General features: G+C 33.3%; 26 protein-coding genes. 22 read left to right on the forward strand and 4 right to left on the reverse strand.

The features are described 5' to 3' along the window. On the forward strand, positions 1-813 hold the full coding sequence (locus tag SH09_RS11245; protein ID WP_042739740.1) for a MetQ/NlpA family ABC transporter substrate-binding protein: 813 nt from the start codon (positions 1-3) through the stop codon (positions 811-813). Between the two features lie 609 nt (positions 814-1,422). On the opposite strand, the gene SH09_RS11250 is transcribed toward SH09_RS11245, so the two are convergent. Next, positions 1,423-2,451, reverse strand: a complete 1,029-nt coding sequence (locus SH09_RS11250) for a hemolysin family protein (RefSeq protein ID WP_042739741.1) — start codon at positions 2,449-2,451, stop codon at positions 1,423-1,425. A 442-nt stretch (positions 2,452-2,893) separates the two neighbouring features. Here SH09_RS11250 and sufC point away from each other — a divergent pair, with 442 nt between their 5' ends. From sufC to SH09_RS11310, 12 genes are all read left to right on the forward strand, one after another. Beyond that, positions 2,894-3,655, forward strand: a complete 762-nt coding sequence (gene sufC / locus SH09_RS11255; RefSeq protein ID WP_042739742.1) for a Fe-S cluster assembly ATPase SufC — start codon at positions 2,894-2,896, stop codon at positions 3,653-3,655. 97 nt (positions 3,656-3,752) lie between these two features. Next, positions 3,753-5,060: a Fe-S cluster assembly protein SufD gene (gene sufD, locus SH09_RS11260; protein WP_042739743.1), complete on the forward strand. Its 1,308-nt coding sequence runs from the start codon at positions 3,753-3,755 to the stop codon at positions 5,058-5,060. Positions 5,061-5,208: 148 nt separating this feature from the next. Continuing rightward, complete coding sequence (locus tag SH09_RS11265) at positions 5,209-6,447, forward strand: cysteine desulfurase (protein ID WP_042739744.1); 1,239 nt, start codon at positions 5,209-5,211, stop codon at positions 6,445-6,447. Beyond that, positions 6,437-6,883, forward strand: coding sequence for a Fe-S cluster assembly sulfur transfer protein SufU (sufU, locus tag SH09_RS11270; RefSeq protein WP_042739745.1), 447 nt, complete (start codon positions 6,437-6,439; stop codon positions 6,881-6,883). The genes SH09_RS11265 and sufU overlap by 11 nt, the downstream gene beginning before the upstream one ends. Before the next feature lie 159 nt (positions 6,884-7,042). Beyond that, a complete protein-coding gene (gene sufB / locus SH09_RS11275; RefSeq protein ID WP_042739746.1) occupies positions 7,043-8,440 on the forward strand; it encodes a Fe-S cluster assembly protein SufB in 1,398 nt (465 codons plus the stop codon). Between the two features lie 259 nt (positions 8,441-8,699). Further along, a complete protein-coding gene (locus SH09_RS11280) occupies positions 8,700-9,725 on the forward strand; it encodes a hemolysin family protein (protein ID WP_042739747.1) in 1,026 nt (341 codons plus the stop codon). Between the two features lie 41 nt (positions 9,726-9,766). After that, complete coding sequence (locus tag SH09_RS11285; RefSeq protein WP_042739748.1) at positions 9,767-10,828, forward strand: NAD(P)H-dependent flavin oxidoreductase; 1,062 nt, start codon at positions 9,767-9,769, stop codon at positions 10,826-10,828. 285 nt (positions 10,829-11,113) lie between these two features. Continuing rightward, on the forward strand, positions 11,114-11,962 hold the full coding sequence (locus SH09_RS11290) for a DUF72 domain-containing protein (RefSeq protein WP_042739749.1): 849 nt from the start codon (positions 11,114-11,116) through the stop codon (positions 11,960-11,962). Positions 11,963-11,969: 7 nt separating this feature from the next. Further along, positions 11,970-12,797 (forward strand): sulfite exporter TauE/SafE family protein, encoded by an 828-nt coding sequence (locus SH09_RS11295; protein ID WP_042739750.1) that lies wholly within the window; start codon positions 11,970-11,972, stop codon positions 12,795-12,797. A gap of 21 nt (positions 12,798-12,818) precedes the next feature. Next, the gene (locus tag SH09_RS11300) at positions 12,819-14,138 is read left to right on the forward strand and encodes a bifunctional metallophosphatase/5'-nucleotidase (protein WP_042739751.1); all 1,320 of its coding nucleotides are present in this window, start codon (positions 12,819-12,821) and stop codon (positions 14,136-14,138) included. Between the two features lie 81 nt (positions 14,139-14,219). Continuing rightward, positions 14,220-15,152, forward strand: a complete 933-nt coding sequence (lipA, locus tag SH09_RS11305) for a lipoyl synthase (protein ID WP_042739752.1) — start codon at positions 14,220-14,222, stop codon at positions 15,150-15,152. A gap of 138 nt (positions 15,153-15,290) precedes the next feature. Continuing rightward, positions 15,291-15,674: a YutD family protein gene (locus SH09_RS11310; RefSeq protein WP_042739753.1), complete on the forward strand. Its 384-nt coding sequence runs from the start codon at positions 15,291-15,293 to the stop codon at positions 15,672-15,674. A gap of 167 nt (positions 15,675-15,841) precedes the next feature. On the opposite strand, the gene SH09_RS11315 is transcribed toward SH09_RS11310, so the two are convergent. Next, positions 15,842-16,108, reverse strand: a complete 267-nt coding sequence (locus tag SH09_RS11315; protein ID WP_042739754.1) for a DUF3055 domain-containing protein — start codon at positions 16,106-16,108, stop codon at positions 15,842-15,844. 133 nt (positions 16,109-16,241) lie between these two features. Here SH09_RS11315 and SH09_RS11320 point away from each other — a divergent pair, with 133 nt between their 5' ends. The 8 genes from SH09_RS11320 to dltD all read left to right on the forward strand — a co-directional run bounded on the left by SH09_RS11320 (position 16,242) and on the right by dltD (position 23,269). After that, positions 16,242-16,673 (forward strand): DUF86 domain-containing protein, encoded by a 432-nt coding sequence (locus SH09_RS11320; RefSeq protein WP_042739755.1) that lies wholly within the window; start codon positions 16,242-16,244, stop codon positions 16,671-16,673. Positions 16,674-16,679: 6 nt separating this feature from the next. Next, positions 16,680-17,468, forward strand: a complete 789-nt coding sequence (locus SH09_RS11325) for a TIGR01457 family HAD-type hydrolase (protein WP_042739756.1) — start codon at positions 16,680-16,682, stop codon at positions 17,466-17,468. Positions 17,469-17,478: 10 nt separating this feature from the next. After that, entirely contained in the window at positions 17,479-18,438 is a 960-nt protein-coding gene (locus SH09_RS11330; RefSeq protein WP_042739757.1) for a 2-hydroxyacid dehydrogenase, read from the forward strand. 519 nt (positions 18,439-18,957) lie between these two features. Next, positions 18,958-19,098, forward strand: a complete 141-nt coding sequence (locus SH09_RS11335; protein WP_042739758.1) for a teichoic acid D-Ala incorporation-associated protein DltX — start codon at positions 18,958-18,960, stop codon at positions 19,096-19,098. 14 nt (positions 19,099-19,112) lie between these two features. Then, positions 19,113-20,576: a D-alanine--poly(phosphoribitol) ligase subunit DltA gene (dltA, locus tag SH09_RS11340; protein WP_042739759.1), complete on the forward strand. Its 1,464-nt coding sequence runs from the start codon at positions 19,113-19,115 to the stop codon at positions 20,574-20,576. Next, entirely contained in the window at positions 20,576-21,790 is a 1,215-nt protein-coding gene (gene dltB, locus SH09_RS11345; RefSeq protein WP_042739760.1) for a D-alanyl-lipoteichoic acid biosynthesis protein DltB, read from the forward strand. Before dltA ends, dltB begins: the two co-directional genes overlap by 1 nt. 22 nt (positions 21,791-21,812) lie before the next feature. Beyond that, complete coding sequence (gene dltC, locus SH09_RS11350) at positions 21,813-22,049, forward strand: D-alanine--poly(phosphoribitol) ligase subunit 2 (protein WP_042739761.1); 237 nt, start codon at positions 21,813-21,815, stop codon at positions 22,047-22,049. After that, entirely contained in the window at positions 22,046-23,269 is a 1,224-nt protein-coding gene (dltD, locus tag SH09_RS11355; RefSeq protein WP_042739762.1) for a D-alanyl-lipoteichoic acid biosynthesis protein DltD, read from the forward strand. Before dltC ends, dltD begins: the two co-directional genes overlap by 4 nt. Before the next feature lie 192 nt (positions 23,270-23,461). Here dltD and SH09_RS11360 read toward each other — a convergent pair whose 3' ends face one another. Further along, entirely contained in the window at positions 23,462-23,704 is a 243-nt protein-coding gene (locus tag SH09_RS11360; protein WP_042739763.1) for a NifU family protein, read from the reverse strand. Positions 23,705-23,812: 108 nt separating this feature from the next. Between SH09_RS11360 and SH09_RS11365 the strand changes: the two genes are divergently transcribed. Next, positions 23,813-24,127 (forward strand): YuzD family protein, encoded by a 315-nt coding sequence (locus tag SH09_RS11365; protein WP_042739764.1) that lies wholly within the window; start codon positions 23,813-23,815, stop codon positions 24,125-24,127. A 265-nt stretch (positions 24,128-24,392) separates the two neighbouring features. Here SH09_RS11365 and SH09_RS11370 read toward each other — a convergent pair whose 3' ends face one another. Then, a complete protein-coding gene (locus SH09_RS11370; protein ID WP_042739765.1) occupies positions 24,393-25,457 on the reverse strand; it encodes an NAD(P)/FAD-dependent oxidoreductase in 1,065 nt (354 codons plus the stop codon). Positions 25,458-25,469: the final 12 nt, after the last annotated feature.

Below are 25,469 nucleotides of genomic sequence, written 5' to 3' on the forward strand. Positions count from 1 at the left end.
ATGAAAAAATTATTTAGTTTTGCTTCGGTTTTAGTTCTTGCACTTGTTTTAGCAGCTTGTGGTAATGGCGGCGGGAAAGATAAGACCATTACAGTTGGAGCATCACCAGCGCCACATGCAGAAATTTTGGAAAAGGCTAAACCATTACTTAAAGACAAAGGTTATAACTTAAAGATTAAAACAATTAACGACTACACTACGCCAAATAAATTATTAAATAAAGGTGAATTGGATGCAAACTTCTTCCAACATACACCATATTTAAAAACAGATAAAAAAGACAAAGGTTATAAAATTGAATCTGCTGGTAACGTACACTTAGAACCAATGGCTGTATATTCTAAAAAATATAAAAGCTTAAAAGACTTACCAAAAGGTGCAACAGTTTACGTATCAAACAACCCAGCTGAAGAAGGTAGATTCTTAAAATTCTTCGTTGATGAAGGCTTAATCAAATTGAAAAAAGGTGTAAAACCTGAAGACGCAACATTTAAAGATATCACTGAAAACAAAAAAGATATCAAATTTAACAACAAACAATCTGCAGAATACTTACCTAAGATTTATCAAAATCAAAAAGCAGATGCTGTAATTATTAACTCAAACTTTGCTATCGATCAAAAATTAAGTCCACAAAAAGATTCAATTGTTGTTGAGAAAGCAAAAGATAATCCATATGCTAACCTAATCGCAGTTAAAGAAGGACATAAAGACGATAAGAAAATCAAAGCATTAATGGAAGTATTACATTCTAAAGAAATCAAAGATTACATTAATAAAAAATATGATGGTGCTGTAGTACCAGCAAAATAATATTGAATATAGTCCATCCCTCTCTAGCCGTAATGGTTAGTGGGGGATTTTTTATATTAAAGAGTTTAAATAATGTCTCTCAAATAACTATAAATAGTTAAGGAAGAAATGTGACTCCTCAGTAAATGTTTAAATATAAATTAAAGTGTATACATTAATATTAAAGGGCGATTAATGATACTATATCGCTATTTAAAATCATATATTAAGTGATAATAATAGATACAAATGAGGTGCGTATTTATGAATGTTGGACTGATATTAGTAATAGTTATATGTTGTGGGTTATTGCCAGTAATTATTTCAATAAATGAAAAGAAGAAAAAATAGTTCCTGCCGTATAGAAGTTTGGAAGTTTGAGTCATATTAATTGTGTGCAAGAGCTGTTGTATTAACATTGTGTTATAGCGTAGTGGGGTGTATGAAAGCAAATGGTCAAGTTATAAGGTCCAAGTTATAAGGTCGATTTGAACAGGATGTGTTGAAGTGTGTAGTGGTCAGTTGAACGCAATCTGCCTATTAATAAGTATCGTAAATAAAAAAGAACAAACACTCAATAAATGAGGTGTCTGTTCCTTTAAAAGAATATTCAATTACTTAACTTATAAGTTAAACACGATCGTGCTCATCTTTGATGTCGCCAACGATTTTTTCTAAGATGTTTTCCATAGTTACGATACCAAGTGGTTGTTGCTTGTCATCTTCAATTAACGCAATATGAATTTGATGTGCTTTCATTTGTTCTAAAGCGTGATGTGCTTTTGTGTCGGGCTTTAATTTAAGAATTGAATTGGTAATTGTCTCGAGTGAAGTAACATTATCTTTGAGTAAATCTTTGGCATGAATATAGCCGATAATATTACTTTTTTCTCCTTTATACACAGGGAATCTTGTGTAATGTGCCTTGCTAATATAAGACTTTGTGTCATCATAACTATCTTGTACATTAATCGTAGCTACATCTGCCATTGCTACATACCCATCTTGAAGTTTCATTTCGTCAAAGGCAAACGCTCTGTTGATATGCGTTAATTCGTTTTGCGAAATTTCTCCACCAGCATGACTTTCTTTTAATAGTAACTTGATTTCTTCCTCTGAATGATATATTTCACTTTCCTTTGCAGGCGTCATACCAAATAACTTTAATATTAATGTCGCTGAACCGTTAAGTATAAAAATAAATGGATAAAATAATTTAGAAAACAAGATAATAGGTTTTGCGATTAATAAAGTAATTTGTTCGGCTTTTTGGATAGCGATTGTCTTTGGTGCCATCTCACCAATTGCAACGTGTAAATAAGTTGCAATAACAAATGCACCGATAAGTGTGAAAACATGTATCAAAGTGTCTGAAAGTCCTAAACTACTGAACAATGGATGTAGTATGAATTCGAATGTCGATTCACCAACCATACCGATACCTAGAGCCGTTATCGTGATACCCAATTGACAGGCAGCTAAATATTCGTCGAGATTGGACACGACTTGTTGTGCAGCACGTGCTCGCTTGTTATTCTGTTTTGCGAGTGTGTTAATGCGTGATGATCTCACCTTTACGATAGCAAACTCGGTCGCTACGAAAAATGCTGTTAATGCTAATAAAATGATAAAAGTCAATAAACTAAATAAGGTTCCCAATAAAGAATTAATTCCTCCTAAATAATTAAGTTCAATCATATTGATTGAACTATTATTATAAATAAATCAAAAATAAAAGTCTAATGTAAAGAATGAATTTTATAGTTAAAATACACAAAAATTAAATGAGCAAATTCAATTATTACATTCTATTAATGAGTGTGTATTGATTCTATGATAAGCGCATATTTTGATTTATATGTCTAAATTATAGTATTGAGAACATTACTTCATATTTTATCAGTTAATCAATTCTTAGTATCATTATCAAAAATCATTGTGTTTTAAGAACTATTTTAATTTAGCGCTTGAAAAGGTTTATATTCGGATGTAACTACGTTATAATTATTAGTTGTAATATGATTTTAGTCTTTTGACTGTAGATTAAAATTATTATAAACTAGTAAGGAAAAACATATCATATATTACGGAGGGAATATGTATGCCATCTACATTAGAAATTAAAGACCTACATGTGTCTATTGAAGATAAAGAGATTTTAAAAGGTGTTAACTTAACAATCAACACTGGTGAAATACATGCAATCATGGGGCCAAACGGTACTGGTAAATCAACATTATCATCAGCTATCATGGGACACCCAAGCTACGAAGTAACTCAAGGTGAAGTATTATTAGACGGTGTTAACATTTTAGAATTAGAAGTTGATGAACGTGCAAAAGCAGGATTATTCCTAGCTATGCAATATCCATCTGAAATCACAGGTGTAACAAATGCAGATTTCATGCGTTCAGCTATTAATGCGAAACGTGAAGAAGGCGAAGAAATCAACTTAATGCAATTCATTAAAAAATTAGACAAAGAAATGGATTTCTTAGATATCGATCAAGATATGGCACAACGTTATCTTAACGAAGGTTTCTCTGGTGGGGAGAAAAAACGTAACGAAATCTTACAATTAATGATGTTAGAACCTAAATTTGCTATTTTAGATGAAATCGACTCAGGTCTTGATATCGACGCACTTAAAGTAGTTTCAAAAGGTATTAACCAAATGCGTGGAGATGAGTTTGGTTCATTAATCATCACTCACTATCAACGTCTATTAAACTATATTACACCAGATCACGTACACGTAATGTTCGGTGGTAAAGTTGTAACTTCAGGCGGTCCTGAATTAGCAAAACGTCTTGAAGAAGAAGGCTATGAATGGGTTAAAGAAGAGTACGGTGCTACAGAATAAATCTGAACTTTTATGCAAAAAATAAGATGAAGATTTAAGGCATTCATTATTGCCAAAGGATTTAAATCATACGATCATCAAATGGGAGGAAAAAAGTATGACGACTGAAACTTTAAACATTTCTGAAGCGCAACTTGTTGAGTATTCACAAGCCCATAATGAGCCAGCTTGGATGACAGAATTACGTAAAGAAGCGTTGAAATTAACTGAAACTTTAGAAATGCCAAAACCAGATAAAACGAAAATTAATAGATGGGACTTCGACTCATTTAAACAACATGAAACAACTGGAAGTGTATTCCAGTCATTAGAAGAATTACCAAATGCAGTAAAAGAAATTATAGATGTAGAAAATTCTGATAATCTAATTATTCAACACAATAATACATTAGCTTTTTCAAAAGTATCTGAATCAGCTACAAAAGATGGTGTAGTCGTTGAAGGTCTATCAGAAGCCTTGGTAAATCACCCAGAGCTAGTTAAACAATATTTAATGACAGAAACAGTTGCTCTAGATGAACATAGATTAACTGCTTTGCATACTGCATTAATTAACGGTGGTGTGTTTGTATACGTACCGAAAAATGTTGTAGTAGAAAACCCTATACAATATGTTGTATTACATGACGATGCTAATGCTAGTCTATACAATCATGTTATTATCGCTACTGAAGAAAGTGCTGAAGTAACTTACGTTGAGAACTATTTATCTACTGCAAGTGGTGAAGGTAATCAAATTAACATCATTTCAGAGGTAAATGCTGGAAAGAATTCTACAATCACTTATGGTTCTGTGGATTATTTAGATAAAGGATTCACTGGACACATTATTCGACGTGGTATCACAGCTGAAGATGCAACGATTAACTGGGCGTTAGGTTTAATGAACGAAGGTAGCCAAATTATTGATAATTCAACTAATTTAATTGGTGACCGTTCAGAAAGTGCCTTGAAATCAGTTGTCGTTGGTACTGGAGACCAAAAAATCAACTTAACTTCTAAGATTGTACAATATGGTAAAGATACGAATGGTTATATCTTGAAACACGGTGTAATGAGAGAAAATGCTTCTACTGTATTCAATGGTATTGGCTATATCAAACATGGTGGTACAAGATCAATTGCGAACCAAGAATCTCGTGTATTGATGCTTTCTGAAAATGCACGTGGCGATGCGAACCCAATCTTACTTATCGATGAAGATGATGTGGAAGCTGGTCACGCAGCATCAGTTGGACGTGTTGACCCTGAACAATTGTATTATTTAATGAGTCGTGGTATCTCACGTGAAGAAGCTGAAAGACTTGTTATTCATGGTTTCTTAGACCCTGTTGTTCGTGAATTACCTATTGAGGACGTTAAGCGTCAATTACGTGAAGTTATTGAATTAAAAGTAAACAAATAATAAATAGTTAAGCAATCAGAGTAATGTTAGGACAATAGTCATGAAAGAAACGATTATGCTGTAGTAAAGTATTGGTTTAGCATAATGATGTTTCACCTTAACAAAGGACTGATTATAGATTCTTAATAAAGAAAGGTCTGAGGATAATTTGACCGAATTATTAAATGTGAATGAAATTATAAAAGACTTTCCAATTCTTGACCAACAAGTAAATGGTAAGCGATTGGCATACTTAGATTCAACAGCGACAAGTCAAACGCCAATTCAAGTTATAGAAGCGATTGACGATTATTATAAACGTTATAATTCTAATGTTCATCGTGGTGTTCATACTTTAGGTTCACTTGCGACAGACGGTTATGATAATGCACGAGAGACAGTTAGAAATTTCATTAATGCGAAATACTTTGAGGAAATTATTTTTACGAGAGGTACAACTGCTAGCATTAATCTAGTAGCGCATAGTTATGGCGATGCTAATGTTTCTGAAGGTGACGAGATAGTGGTTACAGAGATGGAACATCATGCAAACATTGTGCCATGGCAACAATTAGCTAAACGTAAAAATGCTTCTTTAAAATTTATACCAATGACAGAAACTGGAGAATTAAACATTGAAGATGTTAAGGCTACAATTAATGACAATACTAAAATTGTAGCAATTGCTCATATTTCTAACGTTCTTGGTACTATTAATGATATTAAAGCAATCACTGAAGTGGCACATGCACATGGTGCAGTTATCAGTGTAGATGGTGCGCAAGCGGCACCGCATATGGATTTAGATATGCAAGACTTAGATGTTGATTTCTATAGCTTTAGTGGACATAAAATGCTTGGACCAACAGGTATCGGCGTACTTTATGGTAAACGACAGTTGTTAAATCAAATGGAACCTACTGAATTTGGCGGTGACATGATAGATTTCGTCGGTAAGTATGATGCATCATGGGCAGATTTACCAACTAAATTCGAAGCGGGAACGCCTTTAATTGCACAAGCAATCGGTTTAGCTGAGGCGATTCGTTACTTGGAAAGTATCGGCTTTGACGCGATTCATGAGCATGAGGCAACGTTAACGCAATATGCTTACGATAGAATGTTAGAAGTCGAGAATATTGAAATTTATGGTCCTCCGAAAGAACGTCGTGCAGGTGTTATTACCTTTAATTTAGGTGACGTACATGCGCATGATGTGGCTACAGCAGTAGATACAGAAGGTGTTGCTGTAAGAGCGGGACATCACTGTGCACAACCGTTAATGAAATGGTTGAATCAATCTTCAACTGCCCGTGCTAGCTTTTATATCTATAATACGAAAGAAGACGTTGATCAAATGGTTGAAGCATTGAAACAGACGAAGGAGTTTTTCTCGTATGAATTTTAATAATTTAAATCAATTGTATCGTTCTGTAATTATGGACCACTATAAGAGCCCAAGAAACAAAGGGAAATTAGATAATGGTTCGATGACGGTAGATATGAATAATCCAACATGTGGTGACCGTATTCATCTGACATTTGATATAGAAGATGGCTTCATTAAGGATGCGAAATTTGATGGTGAAGGATGTTCGATTTCAATGTCTAGTGCTTCAATGATGACTGAAGCGGTAAAAGGTCATTCACTTGCAGAAGCAATGAAGATGAGTCAAGAATTTACAAAAATGATGTTGGGCGAAGATTATGAAATTACTGAAGATATGGGAGATATTGAAGCATTACAAGGTGTTTCTCAATTCCCTGCAAGAATCAAGTGTGCCACACTGGCTTGGAAAGCATTAGAAAAAGGCACAGTCGAAAAAGAAGGTAATGAGGAATAATTAAGCACAACACGTTGACATTGTGTAAAATTCCATTCACACTAAGGGTAACAGCAAGACTTAAAATTAGAAAATGAACAGACAAGTTATAATACATGCTTAGAATAGACGAGCGTTTGCAATAGAAGTCGTTTTAAATATATAAAAGGAGTGATTGAAATGGCTAAAAAAGCACCTGATGTTGGAGATTATCAATATGGTTTCCACGATGAAGATGTTTCCATTTTTAGATCAGAACGAGGATTAACAGAAAATATCGTTCGAGAAATCTCAAATATGAAAGATGAACCAGAATGGATGCTTAATTACAGATTGAAATCATTAAAGCAATTCTATAAGATGCCAATGCCACAGTGGGGTGGAGACTTATCAGAATTAGATTTTGATGATATCACTTATTATGTAAAACCATCTGAAAATACTGAACGTTCTTGGGATGAAGTACCAGAAGAAATCAAGCGTACGTTTGATAAATTAGGTATTCCAGAAGCTGAACAAAAATATTTAGCTGGTGTTTCAGCTCAATATGAATCAGAAGTTGTTTACCATAATATGGAAAAAGAACTTGAAGAAAAAGGTATTATATTTAAAGATACTGACAGTGCATTAAGAGAAAATGAAGAACTATTCAAACAATATTTCTCAACGGTTGTTCCGGCAGCAGATAATAAATTTGCGGCATTAAACTCAGCTGTATGGTCTGGTGGATCATTTATTTATGTTCCAAAAAACATTAAATTAGATACACCATTACAAGCTTATTTCCGTATTAATTCTGAAAATATGGGACAATTCGAACGTACTTTAATCATTGCTGATGAAGGTGCATCAGTAAACTATGTTGAGGGTTGTACTGCGCCTGTTTATACAACAAGTTCACTACACTCAGCAGTTGTTGAAATCATCGTACACAAAGATGCACATGTACGATATACTACAATTCAAAACTGGGCTAATAATGTTTATAACCTAGTTACTAAACGTACATTAGTTTATGAAAACGGAAATATGGAATGGGTAGATGGTAACTTGGGTTCTAAGTTAACTATGAAATATCCAAACTGTGTATTAATGGGTGAAGGTGCTAAAGGTAGCACATTATCTATCGCATTTGCTGGTAAAGGACAAGTGCAAGATGCTGGTGCGAAGATGATTCATAAAGCGCCTAACACTTCTTCTACAATCGTCTCTAAATCTATTTCTAAAGATGGCGGTAAAGTTGTTTATAGAGGTATCGTTCACTTTGGCCGTAAAGCAAAAGGTGCGCGTTCAAATATCGAATGTGACACATTAATTTTAGATAATGAGTCAACTTCTGATACAATTCCATATAATGAAGTATTTAACGATAATATTTCATTAGAACACGAAGCGAAGGTTTCTAAAGTTTCTGAAGAGCAATTGTTCTACTTAATGAGTAGAGGTATTTCTGAAGAAGAAGCAACTGAAATGATTGTAATGGGCTTCATTGAACCATTTACAAAAGAACTTCCAATGGAATATGCAGTTGAAATGAACCGTTTAATCAAATTTGAAATGGAAGGATCAATCGGATAGGATTGTATCTCCACATTTAACACTTATAATTTAAAGAAAAACACGAGGCATACACATTTGATACCCATTGTCGAAATGGTATTGAATTCATAGTATGGTCTCGTGTTTTTTGTATCAATTTATACTATGAAGTCATTTATAACCGTCATGCTAAATTTGATTGTATGCCTATAGCTAAGCGTTTAGTAAAAGTGTATGATGGGAATATATGTTTAAAAGAAAATAACATTTTGTTAAATTAAAAAGGAGAAATGCATAGATGATTATAGCCATAATCATACTTTTGTTTGCGTCAATCTTCTTTTCAATCAGCGAGACAGCTTTATCTGCTGTAAATAGGATGAAGCTACAGTCAAAAGCTGAACAAGGGGAAAATAAAGCAAATAAAATTTATCAGCTATTAAATAAACCAAGTGTCTATTTAACAGCTATTGTTATCGGTAAAAATGTTGCTAATATTATTTTAATTTCTTTGGTAACTTTGTGGTCTGAGAACCGGGAATTTAACATGATATTAACGATATTACTTGCTATTATAGGCGTCATTATTATTTGTGAGGTTGTTCCAAGGGCTTTTGCTGAGGCTTATCCAGAGAAGACCACACGATGGATTTATCCGATACTTGTAGGTTATATTTTTGTAATAAAGCCTCTCATTATCATTTTAAATCAATTAACTAAGATAATTAAAAATATGGTGCCGAATCATTCACAGGAAGAGCAGCGTTTTTCTAAGGAAGAAATTAGACAAATCGTTACGATTGCAGAGAGTCAAGGTGCGTTTAATGAAGTTGAGAAAAATCGCATACAAGGTGTCATGAATTTTGAAAAGTTAAAGATTACAGATATTGATACAACACCTAGGATAAATGTTACTGCGTTTCCTTCTGATATTTCTTATGAAGAGGCATATGAAACTGTAGTTTCCAATCCGTATACACGATATCCGGTATACGATGAAGATATTGATCATATTATTGGTGTCTTTCACTCAAAATATTTGTTAGCTTGGAGTAGAAAGACTTCAGATGATATTTCTAACTATATTTCAGAGCCATTATTCGTCAATGAACATAATAGAGCGGAATGGGTGTTGAGAAAAATGACAGTGTCTCGTAAGCACTTAGCAATTGTATTAGATGAATATGGAGGAACGGATGCTATCGTTTCACATGAGGATTTGATTGAGGAAATGTTAGGTATGGAAATCGAAGATGAGATGGATGAAGAAGAAAGAGAAAAACTGAAACAGCAACTCACTGCATATTATAAAAATAAGTGCTAGATTAATAATCGTTGTGGAGATCTTTAAAGGGGTGTTTTTTCATGAAATTAACAAATGATGTCACAGAGAAATTAGGTATTCGTTATCCAATTATCCAAGCTGGTATGGCAGGGAGTACAACGCCTGAGTTAGTAGCAACAGTGAGTAATAGTGGAGGGTTAGGCACGATAGGTGCTGGTTACTTTACAACGGATAAATTAGATCAAGAAATTACACATGTCCAAGAATTAACAGACTTACCATTCGCAGTGAATTTATTTGTGCCAAGTGATAAGTTATATTTACCTGAAAAGGTTGAAAAAATGAATGCTTGGTTACGACCTTATCGACGGGCGTTGAACCTTGAAGAACCTACAGTTAATATTAGTGAAGAAGAACAATTTAATACTGCAATAGAATTATTAATAGAAAAAAATGTACCTATTGTTTCGTTTACCTTTGGTATACCTGATGGTGCAATTATTGATAAATTAAAGCAAAATCATATGAAATTAATTGGTACTGCGACTTCAGTTGAAGAAGCTATTGCGAATGAACAAGCAGGGATGGATATGGTGATTGCACAAGGTAGTGAAGCTGGTGGTCATAGGGGGTCATTTACATATGTTGCAGGTGATCAAGTACCCTTGGTTGGTACAATGTCATTGGTGCCACAAATTGTAGATGCTGTTAATATTCCAGTGATTGCTGCTGGTGGAATAATGGATGCGCGAGGATTAATTGCGAGCATGGTTTTAGGGGCTAAAGGTGCCCAATTAGGTACAGCGTTTTTAACTACTGAAGAAAGTGGAGCTTCAACGTTATATAAAAATGCGATACAAGAAAGTAAAGAAACGGATACGGTAGTTACCAAGGTCTTTAGTGGCAAGCCAGCGCGAGGTATTGATAATGATTTCATTCATAATATGAATAGATATGATGATGACATCCCGGATTATCCAATTCAGAATCAACTTACAAATGCTATAAGAAAGGCATCGGCACAAAATGGTGATACAAAATGGACGCATTTATGGAGTGGTCAGTCGCCAAGATTGGCGCGTGCAGTTTCGGCATCTACATTGATGCAACAAATCATCCGACACACAGAAACTTTGATTTAAAGTGAATTTTATAGACTATAACTGAATATATTTGTAAAAGAGCAAAGCACTCAAATACAATAAAATTGAAAGTGATTGTTATTACAATGATTCAATTGCATTGTATGCATTAGGGTTAGTATTAACTTTACTAAACAGAGGAGCGATTGCTCTTTTCTTTTTAACTAAATTCAAAAACAACTGCAGATTAAATGTTATTCTGTTTACATTGTAAAGTTATGATGATTTAGAATTTATCAAGTGATTACCTTAATTCAGATATGGTATCATTAATGTGGTGATATTATGATAAATATAGGATTAACTGGTTGGGGAGATCACGATTCACTCTATGTAGACTTGCAAAGAAAATCAGATAAATTACTTACATATGCGAGTCATTTTCCAATAGTAGAATTAGATGCTTCATATTATGCAATACAGCCGGAGAGAAATATTAATAAGTGGATAAGAGAAACGCCTAAAAGATTTGAATTCATTGTGAAAATTCACCAGGCATTAACGTTACATGCTGATTATCATGATTTTGCAGAAACGAGACAAGCATTGTTTGATCAGTTTATTGCTATGATTAAACCTTTGCAAGACGTTAACAAATTAGCAATGGTATTAGTTCAATTTCCACCTTGGTTTGATTGTACTGCTAAAAATATTGCATACATCCGTTATGTTCGAGAACAATTAAAGTCATTTCCAGTATGTGTAGAATTTAGACATCAGTCTTGGTTTAATGAGGAGTATAAAGAGCAAACATTAGCATTTTTGACTGACCATGAACTGATTCATGCAGTTTGTGATGAACCGCAAGTAGGCCAAGGTTCTATACCTTTAATTAATCGTATTACGCATGAAACTGCATTTGTACGATATCATGGGCGTAATACTAATGGTTGGACGAAAAAGGATATGACAGATGAAGCGTGGAGAGATGTTAGATATCTTTATGATTACAGTGATAAAGAATTGATGGAATTAGTTAATAAAGTTAAAGTTTTAGAGCATAAAGCTAAAAGGATTTATGTTGTGTTTAATAATAATTCTGGTGGTCATGCAGCAAATAATGCTAAGCAATATCAACAATTATTAGGAATAGATTATGAAGGACTCGCACCAAAGCAATTGAAATTATTTTAGGAGAGATTTGATGTTAACTATAGTGTTATTGGTATTAATTGGTGCATTATCAGCTATTTTAGGATCGTTGGTAGGCATAGGTGGTGGAATAATTATTGTGCCAACACTTGTTTATTTAGGCGTGGATAATGATATTTTACATGGTATTACACCACAAATTGCAATAGGTACTTCGTCAGTAATCTTGATTGTAACGGGATTATCATCTACGTTAGGGTATTTAAAGACTAAACAAGTGGATGTGAAAAATGGTTCTATATTTTTATTTGGTTTATTACCTGGTTCGTTAATTGGTTCTATCTTAAGCCGTTATTTAACGTTAGAGTCATTTAATTTATATTTTGGGATATTTTTAATCTTTGTTTCAATATTATTAATGGTTAGAAATAATATTAAGCCACTAAAAATATTTAATAAACCAAAATATGAAAAAACATATGTGGATGGTACAGGTAAGACGTTTCATTATAGTGTGCCACCGGTCGTGGCATTTATTGCAACACTATTTATAGGTGTCCTAACAGGTTTGTTTGGTATCGGTGGTGGTGCATTAATGACGCCGTTAATGTTAATTGTATTTAGATTTCCACCACATGTGGCAGTTGGAACAAGTATGATGATGATTTTCTTTTCAAGTGTGATGAGTTCTGCAGGACACATTGCTTTAGGTCATGTAGCCTGGATTTACTCTATTGTATTGATTATATCAAGTTACTTTGGTGCTAAGTTAGGAGTTAAGATTAATCATTCAATTAAATCAGATACAGTTGTAACATTATTACGCACAGTTATGTTAATAATGGGTATATATCTAATAATTAAGTCATTTTTATAATACTTGAGGAGGGGAATAGCGATGCAGTTAACAATCTATCATACGAATGATATACATAGTCACCTTCAAGAATATGCAAACATATCAGCATATTTGAATGAAGAAAGACCTAAATTAAATCATCCCTCACTCTATCTTGATATCGGTGACCATGTTGATTTATCAGCACCTGTGACTGAAGCAACTATGGGGACAAAGAATGTTGAATTATTGAATCAAGCACATTGTGATTTAGCTACGATTGGCAATAATGAAGGAATGACAATTTCACATGATGCATTAAATGCATTATATAATGATGCTCAATTTCCAATTACCTGTGCGAATGTATTCGACGAACAAGGTAATCTACCAAATCATATTCAGTCTTCTTACATTAAAGAAATTGAAGGTGTTAGAATTCTATTTGTGGCTGCAACTGCACAATTCACGCCGTTTTATCGTGCTCTAGATTGGGTTGTTACAGATCCATTAGAGGCTATTAAAGATGAAATCAGTGCAAATGAAGGTGCCTATGATATACTTATAATTATGAGTCATGTTGGTGTGTTTTTTGATGAAAAATTATGTCAAGAAATCCCAGAAATAGATCTTATTTTAGGCAGTCATACACATCATCACTTTTTAAATGGAGAGATGAATAATGGGGTGTTGATGGCGGCCGCAGGAAAGTATGGCTACTATCTTGGTGAAGTTACTTTAGATATAGAAGATAAGCGTATTATAAATAAAAAAGCAACGTTATATCCAGTGACACAATTACCAAAAGTTGAAACCAACTATGAAGAAGAAGGGCGCTTACTCTTGAGTGACCCAGTTGTTGATCATCCAGTATATTTACCTAGAAGAACAGATGTAATCACGCAATCAGCATATTTGTTAGCAGAGAGTGTATTTGAATTTACCAATGCGGATTGTACGATTATTAATGCGGGATTAATCGTAAAAGGCATTGAAGCGGATCAAGTTACAGAGTATGATATACATCAAATGCTTCCACATCCGATTAATTTGGTGCGCATTAGATTAACTGGACAGGAATTAAAGCAAGTCATCATCAAAAGTCAAAAGCAAGAGTATATCAATGAATTTGCACAAGGATTAGGTTTTAGAGGAGATATATTTGGTGGTTATATTTTATTTAATATTGGCATCATTCAATCTGAATCTCGTTTCTTTATAAATGGGGAGGAAATTGATGACGATACAACATATACACTAGGCACCGTCGATATGTATACATTTGGTCGTTATTTCCCAACATTAAAGGAACATGCAATTGAATATTTAATGCCTGAGTTTCTACGTGATATATTTAAAGAGAAACTTTTGGAATATTAAAAGATGGACAATATACATTTAAATTTGCCCCGAATTTCGTTATAATATATACAGATTTCAATTCAGGAGGATTGTGCGTTTATGGCTACTAAAAATGAAGAAATTTTACGTAAACCGGATTGGTTGAAGATAAAGTTAAACACAAACGAAAACTACACTGGTCTTAAGAAAATGATGCGTGAAAAGAATTTACACACAGTTTGCGAAGAAGCAAAATGTCCGAATATACATGAGTGTTGGGGAGAAAGACGTACTGCTACTTTTATGATTTTAGGTGCAGTATGTACTAGAGCTTGCCGTTTTTGTGCGGTTAAGACAGGATTACCAAACGAATTAGATTTAGAAGAGCCAGAACGCGTGGCAGAATCAGTTGAATTAATGAACTTAAAGCACGTTGTAATTACAGCTGTTGCGCGTGATGATTTAAGAGATGCTGGTTCAAATGTATATGCAGAAACAGTCCGCAAAGTAAGAGAACGTAATCCATATACATCTATTGAAATTTTACCATCTGATATGGGTGGCGACTATGAAGCATTAGAAACGCTTATGGCTTCTAAACCAGATATTTTAAACCACAATATTGAAACAGTGCGTCGTTTAACACCAAGAGTTCGTGCGCGTGCAACTTATGATCGTACATTAGAATTCTTGCGTCGCTCTAAAGAATTACAACCAGATATCCCTACTAAATCAAGTTTAATGGTTGGTTTAGGTGAAACGCATGAAGAAATACTTGAAACTATGGATGATTTACGTGCTAATGATGTAGATATCTTAACTATTGGTCAATATTTACAACCATCACGTAAGCATTTGAAAGTTGAAAAGTATTATACACCATTAGAATTTGGTAAATTAAGAAAAATTGCAATGGATAAAGGTTTCAAACATTGTCAAGCTGGTCCATTAGTACGTAGTTCTTATCATGCCGATGAACAAGTTAATGAAGCGGCAAAAGAAAGACAACGTTTAGGTGAAGAACAACTTAAGCAAGACGCAACTACAAAATAACTAAATAATTAATGCAAAGACTTAGTTCAATTTTAATGTATGCCGACAATGTTACATTAAATGAGCTAAGTCTTTATTAAAACTTTAAGCTATTCCAATCATATTATAATGGAGAGCGCGATAGATTAGGTGAGTACAATGATAAAGGTAAATGAACAACATTTTGAAATTGTTGAAGATTATAGGGACTGTTTTGATGAAGAAATATTTGCCAACCGTTACTCAGATATATTAGATAAGTATGATTATGTTGTTGGTGATTTTGGATATGAACAATTGAGACTCAAAGGTTTTTATAGTGATCACAATAAAAAGGCAGAACTTAGTAAACGTTTCTCAACGATTCAAGATTATTTATTGGAATATTGCAATTTTGGTTGTCCTTATTTCATCTTGAGACACATACCAGAAAAAGAAATCAAAGATAAGTTAGCTCAGCAACAACAGGAAGATGAAATTATTGAAAGTAATAAACTTCAAGACGTCAAGATTCAACCTAGCATCCAACAACCTGAAAAATAAAAGAACCAAGTGTCTATAATTTGAACTGCTTCATTCAAGGTTTTCATTTTTAAATGTCTACTTTGTATGAAGTATGTCAATTGACGCTTGGTTTTTTTATTAATGTTATTTAATGTATTAATGAATCTTACTCCTACGAAGTTTGTGTTTAAAATCAAATCGCTGATTTATTGAATGACTTCGTTGAGATATTCAGAAATTTCATTTCCTTCTTCTTCTGATACACCGAGGATATGTGCGATATAACCTTCCTCTTCTAAATCATCCGTACCGATAATGCCAAATTTATTCGTTTGCATATTCAAGACAATCGTTTTACCATAATGACGATTGGTTTGTACTAACATTAAATCATAGCGGCTGTGTTCGCCCACAAACCCAACAAATTGTACTTGTGCTGATTCGTCATCATCATATAAATACATATCTATCATTTATATTCGCTCCTTAAGGTGTATTTATTAAAGTTAATATTTTTAAGTTTAATAAAGCGTTAATAATTAGTATAACTGGAAATGAATTAACCTGTAAAGTTATGGTATGATGAACAAGATAGGGGTGACGAGTATGTATTTCGTAAACAAAGAACAATTAAATGCTAAATTAAATTACTTACAACAATTACTTAGCGATTATCCACAGCAGAAACATAATCATTATGCATTTGAACGCATAGCTCAAATGTTGATTGAATCATCAGTGGATATAGGTAATATGATTATTGATGGATTTATTTTGAGAGATCCAGGTAATTATAAAGATGTTATTGATATCTTAGAATTAGAAGGTGTCATTTCAAAGGACACACAACAACATATTAATGAAACTGTTGAAGTTAGAAAGCAATTTGTTCATTACTATGATGAACTGAATACTACAGAACTTATTCCAATTTTTGATAAGTCAGTACAGTACTATCAGCAATTTATTACTGAAGTATTGCAATTTTTAGAGAACGAGAATGTACCAATTACTGCATTTGGTCAAAAAGGAGAATAAATAGAAATGAAAAATTACAAAGCATATCTAATTGACTTAGATGGAACTTTATATAAAGGTAATGAAACAATAGATGGCGCTAAGGCCTTTATATCATATTTAAATCAGCATCAAATACCGCATTTATATGTAACAAATAATTCAACGAAAGAACCAGAAGAAGTAGCGACAAAATTATCGTCAATGGGCTTAGATGCCAAAGCTACTGAGGTGGTTACTTCTGCACTTGCGACTGCCGAATATATTTCAGAAGCTTCACCAGGAGCATCAGTATATATGTTAGGTGGCACAGGTTTGAAAAAAGCATTAACGAGTCATGGTTTACAATTGAAAAATGATGAATTTGTTGATTATGTTGTTATTGGTTTAGATGAAGCGGTGACTTATGAAAAATTAGCTACAGCAACATTAGGTGTGCGTAATGGGGCAACATTTATTTCGACGAATAAAGACGTTTCTATTCCGAAAGAACGTGGTTTCTTACCGGGTAATGGCGCGATTACAAGTGTGGTTTCAGTATCTACTGGCGTCCAACCAACATTTATTGGAAAGCCAGAACCAATTATTATGCATAAAGCACTAGAACAATTGGAATCATTAGGAATTAAGCCTGATGATGTTGCCATGGTGGGTGACTTATATGACACGGATATACTGTCAGGCATTAATGTTAGTATCGACACGATTCATGTTCAAACGGGCGTAACAACTAAAGCTGAAATTGAACAAAAAGATGTACCACCAACATATAGCTTTAAAGATTTAAATGAGGTTATTAATGAGCTAGAACAATAGGGGTGATTAGATGGAAAAAGTAATCGTAACAAGAAAGATTCCGCAACCATTTATAGATCAGTTAGAATTATTTGCAGATGTAGAGGTATGGAATGAATCCTACACACCAATGCCACGAGAAAAATTTTTAGAGGCATTGAATGATGCGACAGCTTGCTTTATTACATTAAGTGAAACGATAGATGAAGAAGTTATTGCACACGCGCCAAAATTAAAGGTTATTGCAAATATGGCAGTTGGTTTCGATAATATAGATGTGCAACTTGTTCGCAGTAAGGGGATAGTAGCAACTAATACGCCTGAAGTTCTAACTGAAACTACCGCAGAATTAGGCTTTACTTTAATGTTGACTGTAGCAAGACGTATCATTGAAGCGGAACAGTATGTTCAAAATGGCGAATGGCAAAGCTGGGGACCTTATTTACTTGCAGGTAAAGATCTATATAATGCTAAAGTAGGTATTTTTGGCATGGGAGATATTGGTAAGGCATTTGCAAGACGTTTAAAGGGCTTTAATGTTAATATTATGTACCATAATCGTAGCAGACAGGTAGAGGCAGAAGAAAGTTTGGGTGCGCTTTATGTATCGTTTGATACATTATTAGAACATAGTGACTTCGTTGTTTGTACAGCACCGTTGACTGAGGAAACACGCGACAAGTTTAATGAGGCAGCATTTAAAAAGATGAAAAATGATGCTATTTTTATCAATATTGGACGAGGTGCAGTCGTTGATGAAACAGCATTAGTTGCAGCATTACAAGATGGTGAGATTGCTGCATGTGGCTTAGATGTATTACGAAAAGAACCTATTGATATGTCACACCCATTATTATCTATGAAAAATGCACTCGTCTTACCACATATTGGTAGCGCATCAGTCATCACTAGAAACCGTATGATACAGTTGTGTATTGATAATATTAGACTAGTCTTAAGTGGCAAAGATGCGAAAACACCAATTAAATAATAAATTATTTTTTGTATTATACTATGTATAAATATTGCTAGCAGAGTTACTTAAACTCTGCTAGTTTTTTTTATGTGAAAAAGACTATATTACGAGTGGATAAATAAAATCAAGTATTGCATGTCTATAAAAATCAGAAAAGTGATTGGCTTTTTATCAATAATATTTCAAAAAACAATTGCTAAACTAAAAATACAATAAAAATAAGCAATATATAAGTGGAAGTTATCTTGGATAAGTATGTATATATATCCATAAAAGACTAATATTTATGTTGTTTCTAACTTCAAAATAACAATAGATATATGAATTATAGATAATAAAACTAAACGCAAAGCATTTAATATAACATTTTTGTTAGCTGAAGAAATATGGATTTAATTGTAAAGATGGGAAATTGATTGTATAATTATGAACAGTAAATAAAAAATATTTTAATTACATATGTGTTAAAATATATTAGAAAACAGATAAATAGAATATAGTATTTTGCACGTGTTATAAAGGAGGCTCAGACATATGAATCATGATAAAAAGCACACCATTGAAAAAATTAAACCATGGTTGCTTACTATCTTATACGTAGTAATATTTATTGCGCTTTATTTGATTTATGGAACTGGAGATACGCAAAATAACTTTATTTATAATGAATTTTAATGAAGGAGACAACTATGAAAGACATTATTCAATCATTAATTGAAAATAATAAAAACGATGCGAATCAAATAGCGATTAAATATAATGATGAATCATTAACTTACGGTGAATTAAATCATTATTCAAATAAATGTGCAGATATGATTGCTAAATCAAGTCGACCTGTAGTGATTTATGGTCATATGTCACCTTTTATGATTGTCGGTATGATTGGAGCTATTAAGGCAGGATGTGGTTATGTACCAATAGATATTTCTATACCTCAAGATAGGGTAGAGGCAATTGTAAATAAGGTTCAGCCAGAATTTATACTTAATACATCTGAAGCGATACTGCCATTTTCCGATATAACGATATTTGATGTTCAATGCATTATTGATCACGAAGAGGTCAGTGAATTTGAAAGTAAAATGCAGCCCAATGATATCGTTTATACTATTTTTACATCAGGTTCGACGGGAGAACCGAAGGGCGTGCAAATTTCATACGATAGCTTAAATGAGTTTACACAGTGGATGGTGGAACTAAATCAGTTAGGGGTTAAACAGCAATGGCTCAATCAGGCGCCATTCTCCTTTGATTTATCAGTAATGGCTATTTATCCATGTTTAGCTACTACAGGAACATTAAATTTAGTAGATAAAGCAATGATAAATAAACCAAAGCTATTAAATGATATGTTGCAACAAGCCACTATTAATGTGTGGGTGTCGACCCCTTCGTTTATGGAAATGTGTTTAATGTTACCAATGTTAGACCAACAACAATATCCAAGCCTAAAAGAATTCTTCTTCTGTGGTGAAATTTTGGCACATAGAACAGCAAAAATGTTATCTAAAAAGTTTCCTGATGCATATATTTATAATACTTATGGTCCAACAGAAGCCACTGTTGCTGTCACAAGCATTTTGATAAACGAGGAAGTACTAGCCAAGTACAATCCATTACCAGTTGGTCAATCTAGACCAGGTACACAGTTACATTTAACTTCTGAACAAGAGTTAATTATTTCAGGGAATGCTCTAAGTAAAGGTTACCTAGAAGACAAAGTAAAAACAGATGCCGTATTTAGATATGACAATGAAATTCGTAATTATTACACAGGTGATAAAGCTGAGTACAAAGATAATCAATGGTTTATCAATGGTCGATTAGATTTTCAAATTAAATTAAATGGCTATCGAATGGAGATAGAAGAAATTGAGTTTCAGTTAAGACAATCACCTTCTATACAAGAGGCAGTGGTTGTTCCGAATTATCGTGACAATAAAGTCACGCATATTAATGCCGTTATAATAACAGCGGATACCATAACTCAGATGACTGATGAGCAGGCATTTATTCATGAAATTAAAGCGGAATTAAAGCAACACCTGCCTGAATATATGATACCTAAAAAGATTATGTTTACTGACCGTTTACCATTGACTCATAATGGTAAGTTAGACCGTAAACAGATTGCTGAGGACTTTACATAATGACACCATATGGCACATTTACGTTCTTTCTCATTGCATTCATCGTATTATTACCGGTTATAATATTAGGGTTTTTAGGTAAGAGAAGTCATATTTATAATGGTCTGAGCACATTATTTATGATTGAACTTATTTTCTCATCGACAAAACATAATTTCTTTGATCAACCATTGTTAAGTGTAGCTTTTGTTAACTTTATTATATATGTCGTCTGGCAAGTATTAATCATTATGTATTATTGGAAATCACGTTTTGTTAAAAATACATTTAGCAAATTCTTTATGGTGATAACACTGTCAATCTTGCCATTGATTATTGTTAAAGTAATGCAAAGTTCATTATTAGGTACTGCACAAATTAAATTTCATGAAAGTAAGGTAGTCGAATTAATAGGTTTCTTAGGTATTTCTTATGTGACATTTAAAAGTGTCCAATTATTAATGGAAATCAGAGATGGCTCAATTAAAGAAATTGATCATTGGAAAGTTGTCCAATTTATTACATTCTTCCCAACGATTTCATCTGGGCCAATTGATCGATATAAACGCTTTGTCAAAGATGATCGTGTAGCACCAAGTGGTGAGGCGTATAGAGCATTAGTGGAAAAAGCGATTCATTATATTATGCTTGGCTTTTTATATAAATTTATTATTGCACACTTACTTCACGTATACGCAATTACCCCGTTATTAATGGATTTAACAGGATTTACTGCAAAATGGTTATATATGTATGCTTATAGTTTATATCTGTTCTTTGACTTTGCAGGTTATACATTGTTTGCGATTGCATTTAGCTATTTATATGGTATTAAATCTCCGCAAAACTTTAATCAGCCATTTAAAGCCAAAAATATTAAAGACTTTTGGAACAGATGGCATATGTCATTATCATTTTGGTTTAGAGATTGTATTTATATGAGAGCATTATTCTTTATGTCTAAGAAAAGATTATTAAAGAGTCAATTTGCGATGTCTAATATCGCATTTTCTTTAAATTTTATTATCATGGGAATTTGGCATGGTATCGAAAGCTATTATATTTTGTATGGCATGTATCATGCTGCATTATTTATAGGTTATGGTTATTACGAAAGATGGCGTAAACAACATCCACCACGTTGGCAAAATCAATTTACAACTGTAATGAGTATTATCATAACGTTCCATTTCGTAGCATTTGGATTTTTAATCTTTTCAGGGAAACTGTATTAAAACATAGGAGGAATTTAAAAGTATGGAATTTAAAACACAAGTATTAGATTTATTAGAGGAAGTTACTGAAAATAACATTGTAAAGGAAAATCCCGATATTGCGCTGTTTGAAGAAGGTATTATTGATTCATTCCAAACTGTTGGTTTATTATTAGAAATTCAAAATAAATTAGATATTGAAGTTTCAATTATGGATTTTGATAGAGATGAATGGGCAACACCGAATAAGATTATTACGGTATTAGAAACATTAAGATGAAGTTAAAAGCATTTATTCCTATCATTGTAAGTCTCATTCTATTTGGTGTATTTCTTATATTACCAGCTAGTTGGTTTACAGGTTTAATCAATAATAAAACACTTCAAGAACAACGACTAAATATAACTGATCAAGTGCTAAAGGGTACACAAATACAAGATAAAATGTATAAATCTGATAAATACTATCCTATATACGGTTCAAGTGAACTTGGAAAAGATGATCCGTTTAATCCAGGTTTATTGTTAGATGATAAGAAAAAGGCGCCAATGCAACCGTTTCTAATTGGAACAGGAGGTTCTACTGATCTTGTCAATGCAGTTGAAGCCGCATCACAATTTCAGAATTTAAAAGGGAAAAAGATGGCATTTATTATATCACCTCAATGGTTTACAAATAATGGTTTAACAAATGTAAACTTTAAAGCGCGTATTTCAGATGCTCAAGTGAACCAATTATTTCAACAATCTGGGATGAGCGATAAATTGAAACAACGATATGCGGATCGATTATCCAAATTTAAAGATGTCAAGAATAAGTACTATTTAAAGGAAATGAAGAAACATCCTAACAAGGTTAAGGATAATTATTTATCATCATTTAAAGCACAACAATTAATGAAGATAGAAGCGATTAAGTCAATCTTTCCAGCAAAACCATCTCCTTTGTCACAAGTTAAGCCTATAGATAGTAAAAATAAATCATGGAAAGATTTATCTAAAGAAGCGGAAAAGCTTGGAAAAGACAGTACTAAAACTAATAAATACGGAATTAGAGATGAATATTGGAAGTTGATCAATAGTCATAAGAGAAAAATTAATCGTGATTACGAATTTAATGTAAATTCTCCAGAGTTTCAAGATTTAGCACTCTTTGTGGATACAATGAATGAAGCAGGTGCAGATGTGCAGTACATTATTTTACCATCAAATGGTAAGTGGTATGATCGTATCGGTATTAAGCAAGACCGCCGGCAAAAGGTGTACGATAAGATTAATAACACAATCACACAACGAGGTGGTAGTGTTTATAATATGACCGATAAAGATTATGAACCATATGTAATAAGCGATGCTGTTCATGTAGGCTGGAAAGGTTGGGTCTATATTAGCGAACAAATTGCACATCATATGAAAGGTGAAACGCATCATCATAAACATCATAAACCAGACGATAATGCACCAGTTCAGCATAACAATAAAGCACCAAGTGTAAGCTAAATATTATTTAATAAATCAAAGTAAAAGACAATCCATTTTTATTGAATGGTTGTCTTTTTTTCTATAAAAAAACTGCTATCCATTGTCGGATAACAGTCTTTGTCATAAATTATCATGAGATAATTCTAGATGATAGAAAACAAACTCATGTCTATTATTGATGTGCATGTGATGGTCTTAACATATATGTTGTTAGAAAACTTGTTCTACTTCGATAACGCCAGGTACCTCTTCGTGTAAAGCACGCTCAATACCCGCTTTTAATGTGATTGTAGAACTAGGGCATGTACCACAAGCACCATGTAATTGTAACTTAACAATTCCATCTTCTACATCTACGAGTGAGCAGTCACCACCATCACGTAGTAAGAATGGACGCAATCTTTCGATAACCTCTGCTACTTGATCAAACATCGTTGCGTTTTCAGTTGGCATGGAAATGCCTCCCTTCCAAGTAAATAATTTCATGTTATACTTATCTTTTTATTATAATAGAAATGTGTTGAAAAATCTATAAATGAAAACAAAAGGGGATAGTAAAATATGAATAAAGCGAGTGTAGTTGTTTATGGCGCCGATATCGTGTGTGCAAGTTGTGTTAATGCACCGACTTCTCGTAATACGTTTGACTGGTTACAACCATTGTTAAAAAGAAAGTATCCAGAAATTTCGTTTGAATTTACTTATATTGATATAGAAAAAGATACCGAAAATTTAACTGACCATGATCAACAATTTATAGAACGTATTCAAGAGGATGAATTGTTTTATCCTTTAGTGACAATCAACGATGAATACGTTGCAGATGGTTATATTCAATTGAATACGTTAACAAAGTTTATGGATCAATTTGGGTAAGAGGTATGTAACATTACTATTTTTAACAAAAGGCTAAGATACATTTAAGAAAGACTGAGCCACCAATATGAAAAACCAGTAAATGACGATTATCATCATTTACTGGTTTTTTACTTGGATTTTAGTCCTACTAAATGCTATAACAATAAAAACATATCTATGGAAAGTCTATCATTATTGATAGCTTCACAGCTATGTTTAGTATATTTCAATAGGAATTATAGTACATCTCAATTAATACCATTGATACGGCTCCTTGAAATGATTAGCCGTTGTGATATTTGTATAACCAAAGTACTCCGGATTTCAAGATTGATGCTAAGCGGCCTGTCACAGTTCTGTCCATGATATAGGCGAAACCTTTCTTATCACCTAATGAGCCTAAGAAACCTTGAATTTTAATTTCAGGCATTTTTTCTGGTAGAGGTTTATTTTGCCATTGTAATTTCATGACATCGGCAATTTGATCACCCTGTGCTTCAGCGAGTTGTGCACTAGGTGCATGTGGTAATTCAGCACAATCACCCACGACATAGACATTTGGATATGTTGGAACTTGATGATATTGATTCAAGATAACTCGACCACTCTTACTAATATCAATAGGTAAGTTTCTCACTAATTCAACTGGTTGAATACCAGCAGTCCAAACGATTGAGTCTAATTCTTCTGGTACATCGTTGTTGTAAATACGCCCAGGCTCTACACGATTGACATCTGAATTAGGGATAACCTTTACGTTATTCTTTTTGAACCATTTTTCAATATAAGTACTTAATTTTTCAGGGAAACGACTTAGGATGCGTTCACCTCTGTCATATAAGTAGATTTCTAAGTCTTCACGACTTTCACGTAATTCACTAGCAAGCTCAATGCCACTTAAGCCAGCGCCAACAATACCGACCTTCGCTCCATTTGGAAGTTCGCTAATGTGATGGAATGTTTCTCGAGATTTCGACAATGTCTGAATACTGTGTGTATACTCTTCAGCACCAGGCACATTGTGATATTTATCTTCACAACCAAGACCGATAACTAGTTCATCGTAGTCTACTTTTGTATTCCCAACTGAAACAATTTGATCGTCGAGATTAATATCATTAATTTCTCCGTAAACATTGTTTAAACGGTCAGAGTTTGGAAAGTTCATACGAATATCTTTATCAGATTTCGTACCTGCAGCTAACTCATAGAACTCTGGTTTTAACCCATGATAAGGCATACGATCGATTAGTGTAATGTTATAATTTTCCGGAAGCGCATTTGGTAAAATGTGTGACATAATGCGCATATTTCCGTATCCGCCACCTAAAAGAACTAAATTTTTCATTATTAGATACCC

Source organism: Staphylococcus gallinarum, from assembly GCF_000875895.1.
Classification (GTDB): Bacteria; Bacillota; Bacilli; order Staphylococcales; family Staphylococcaceae; genus Staphylococcus; species Staphylococcus gallinarum.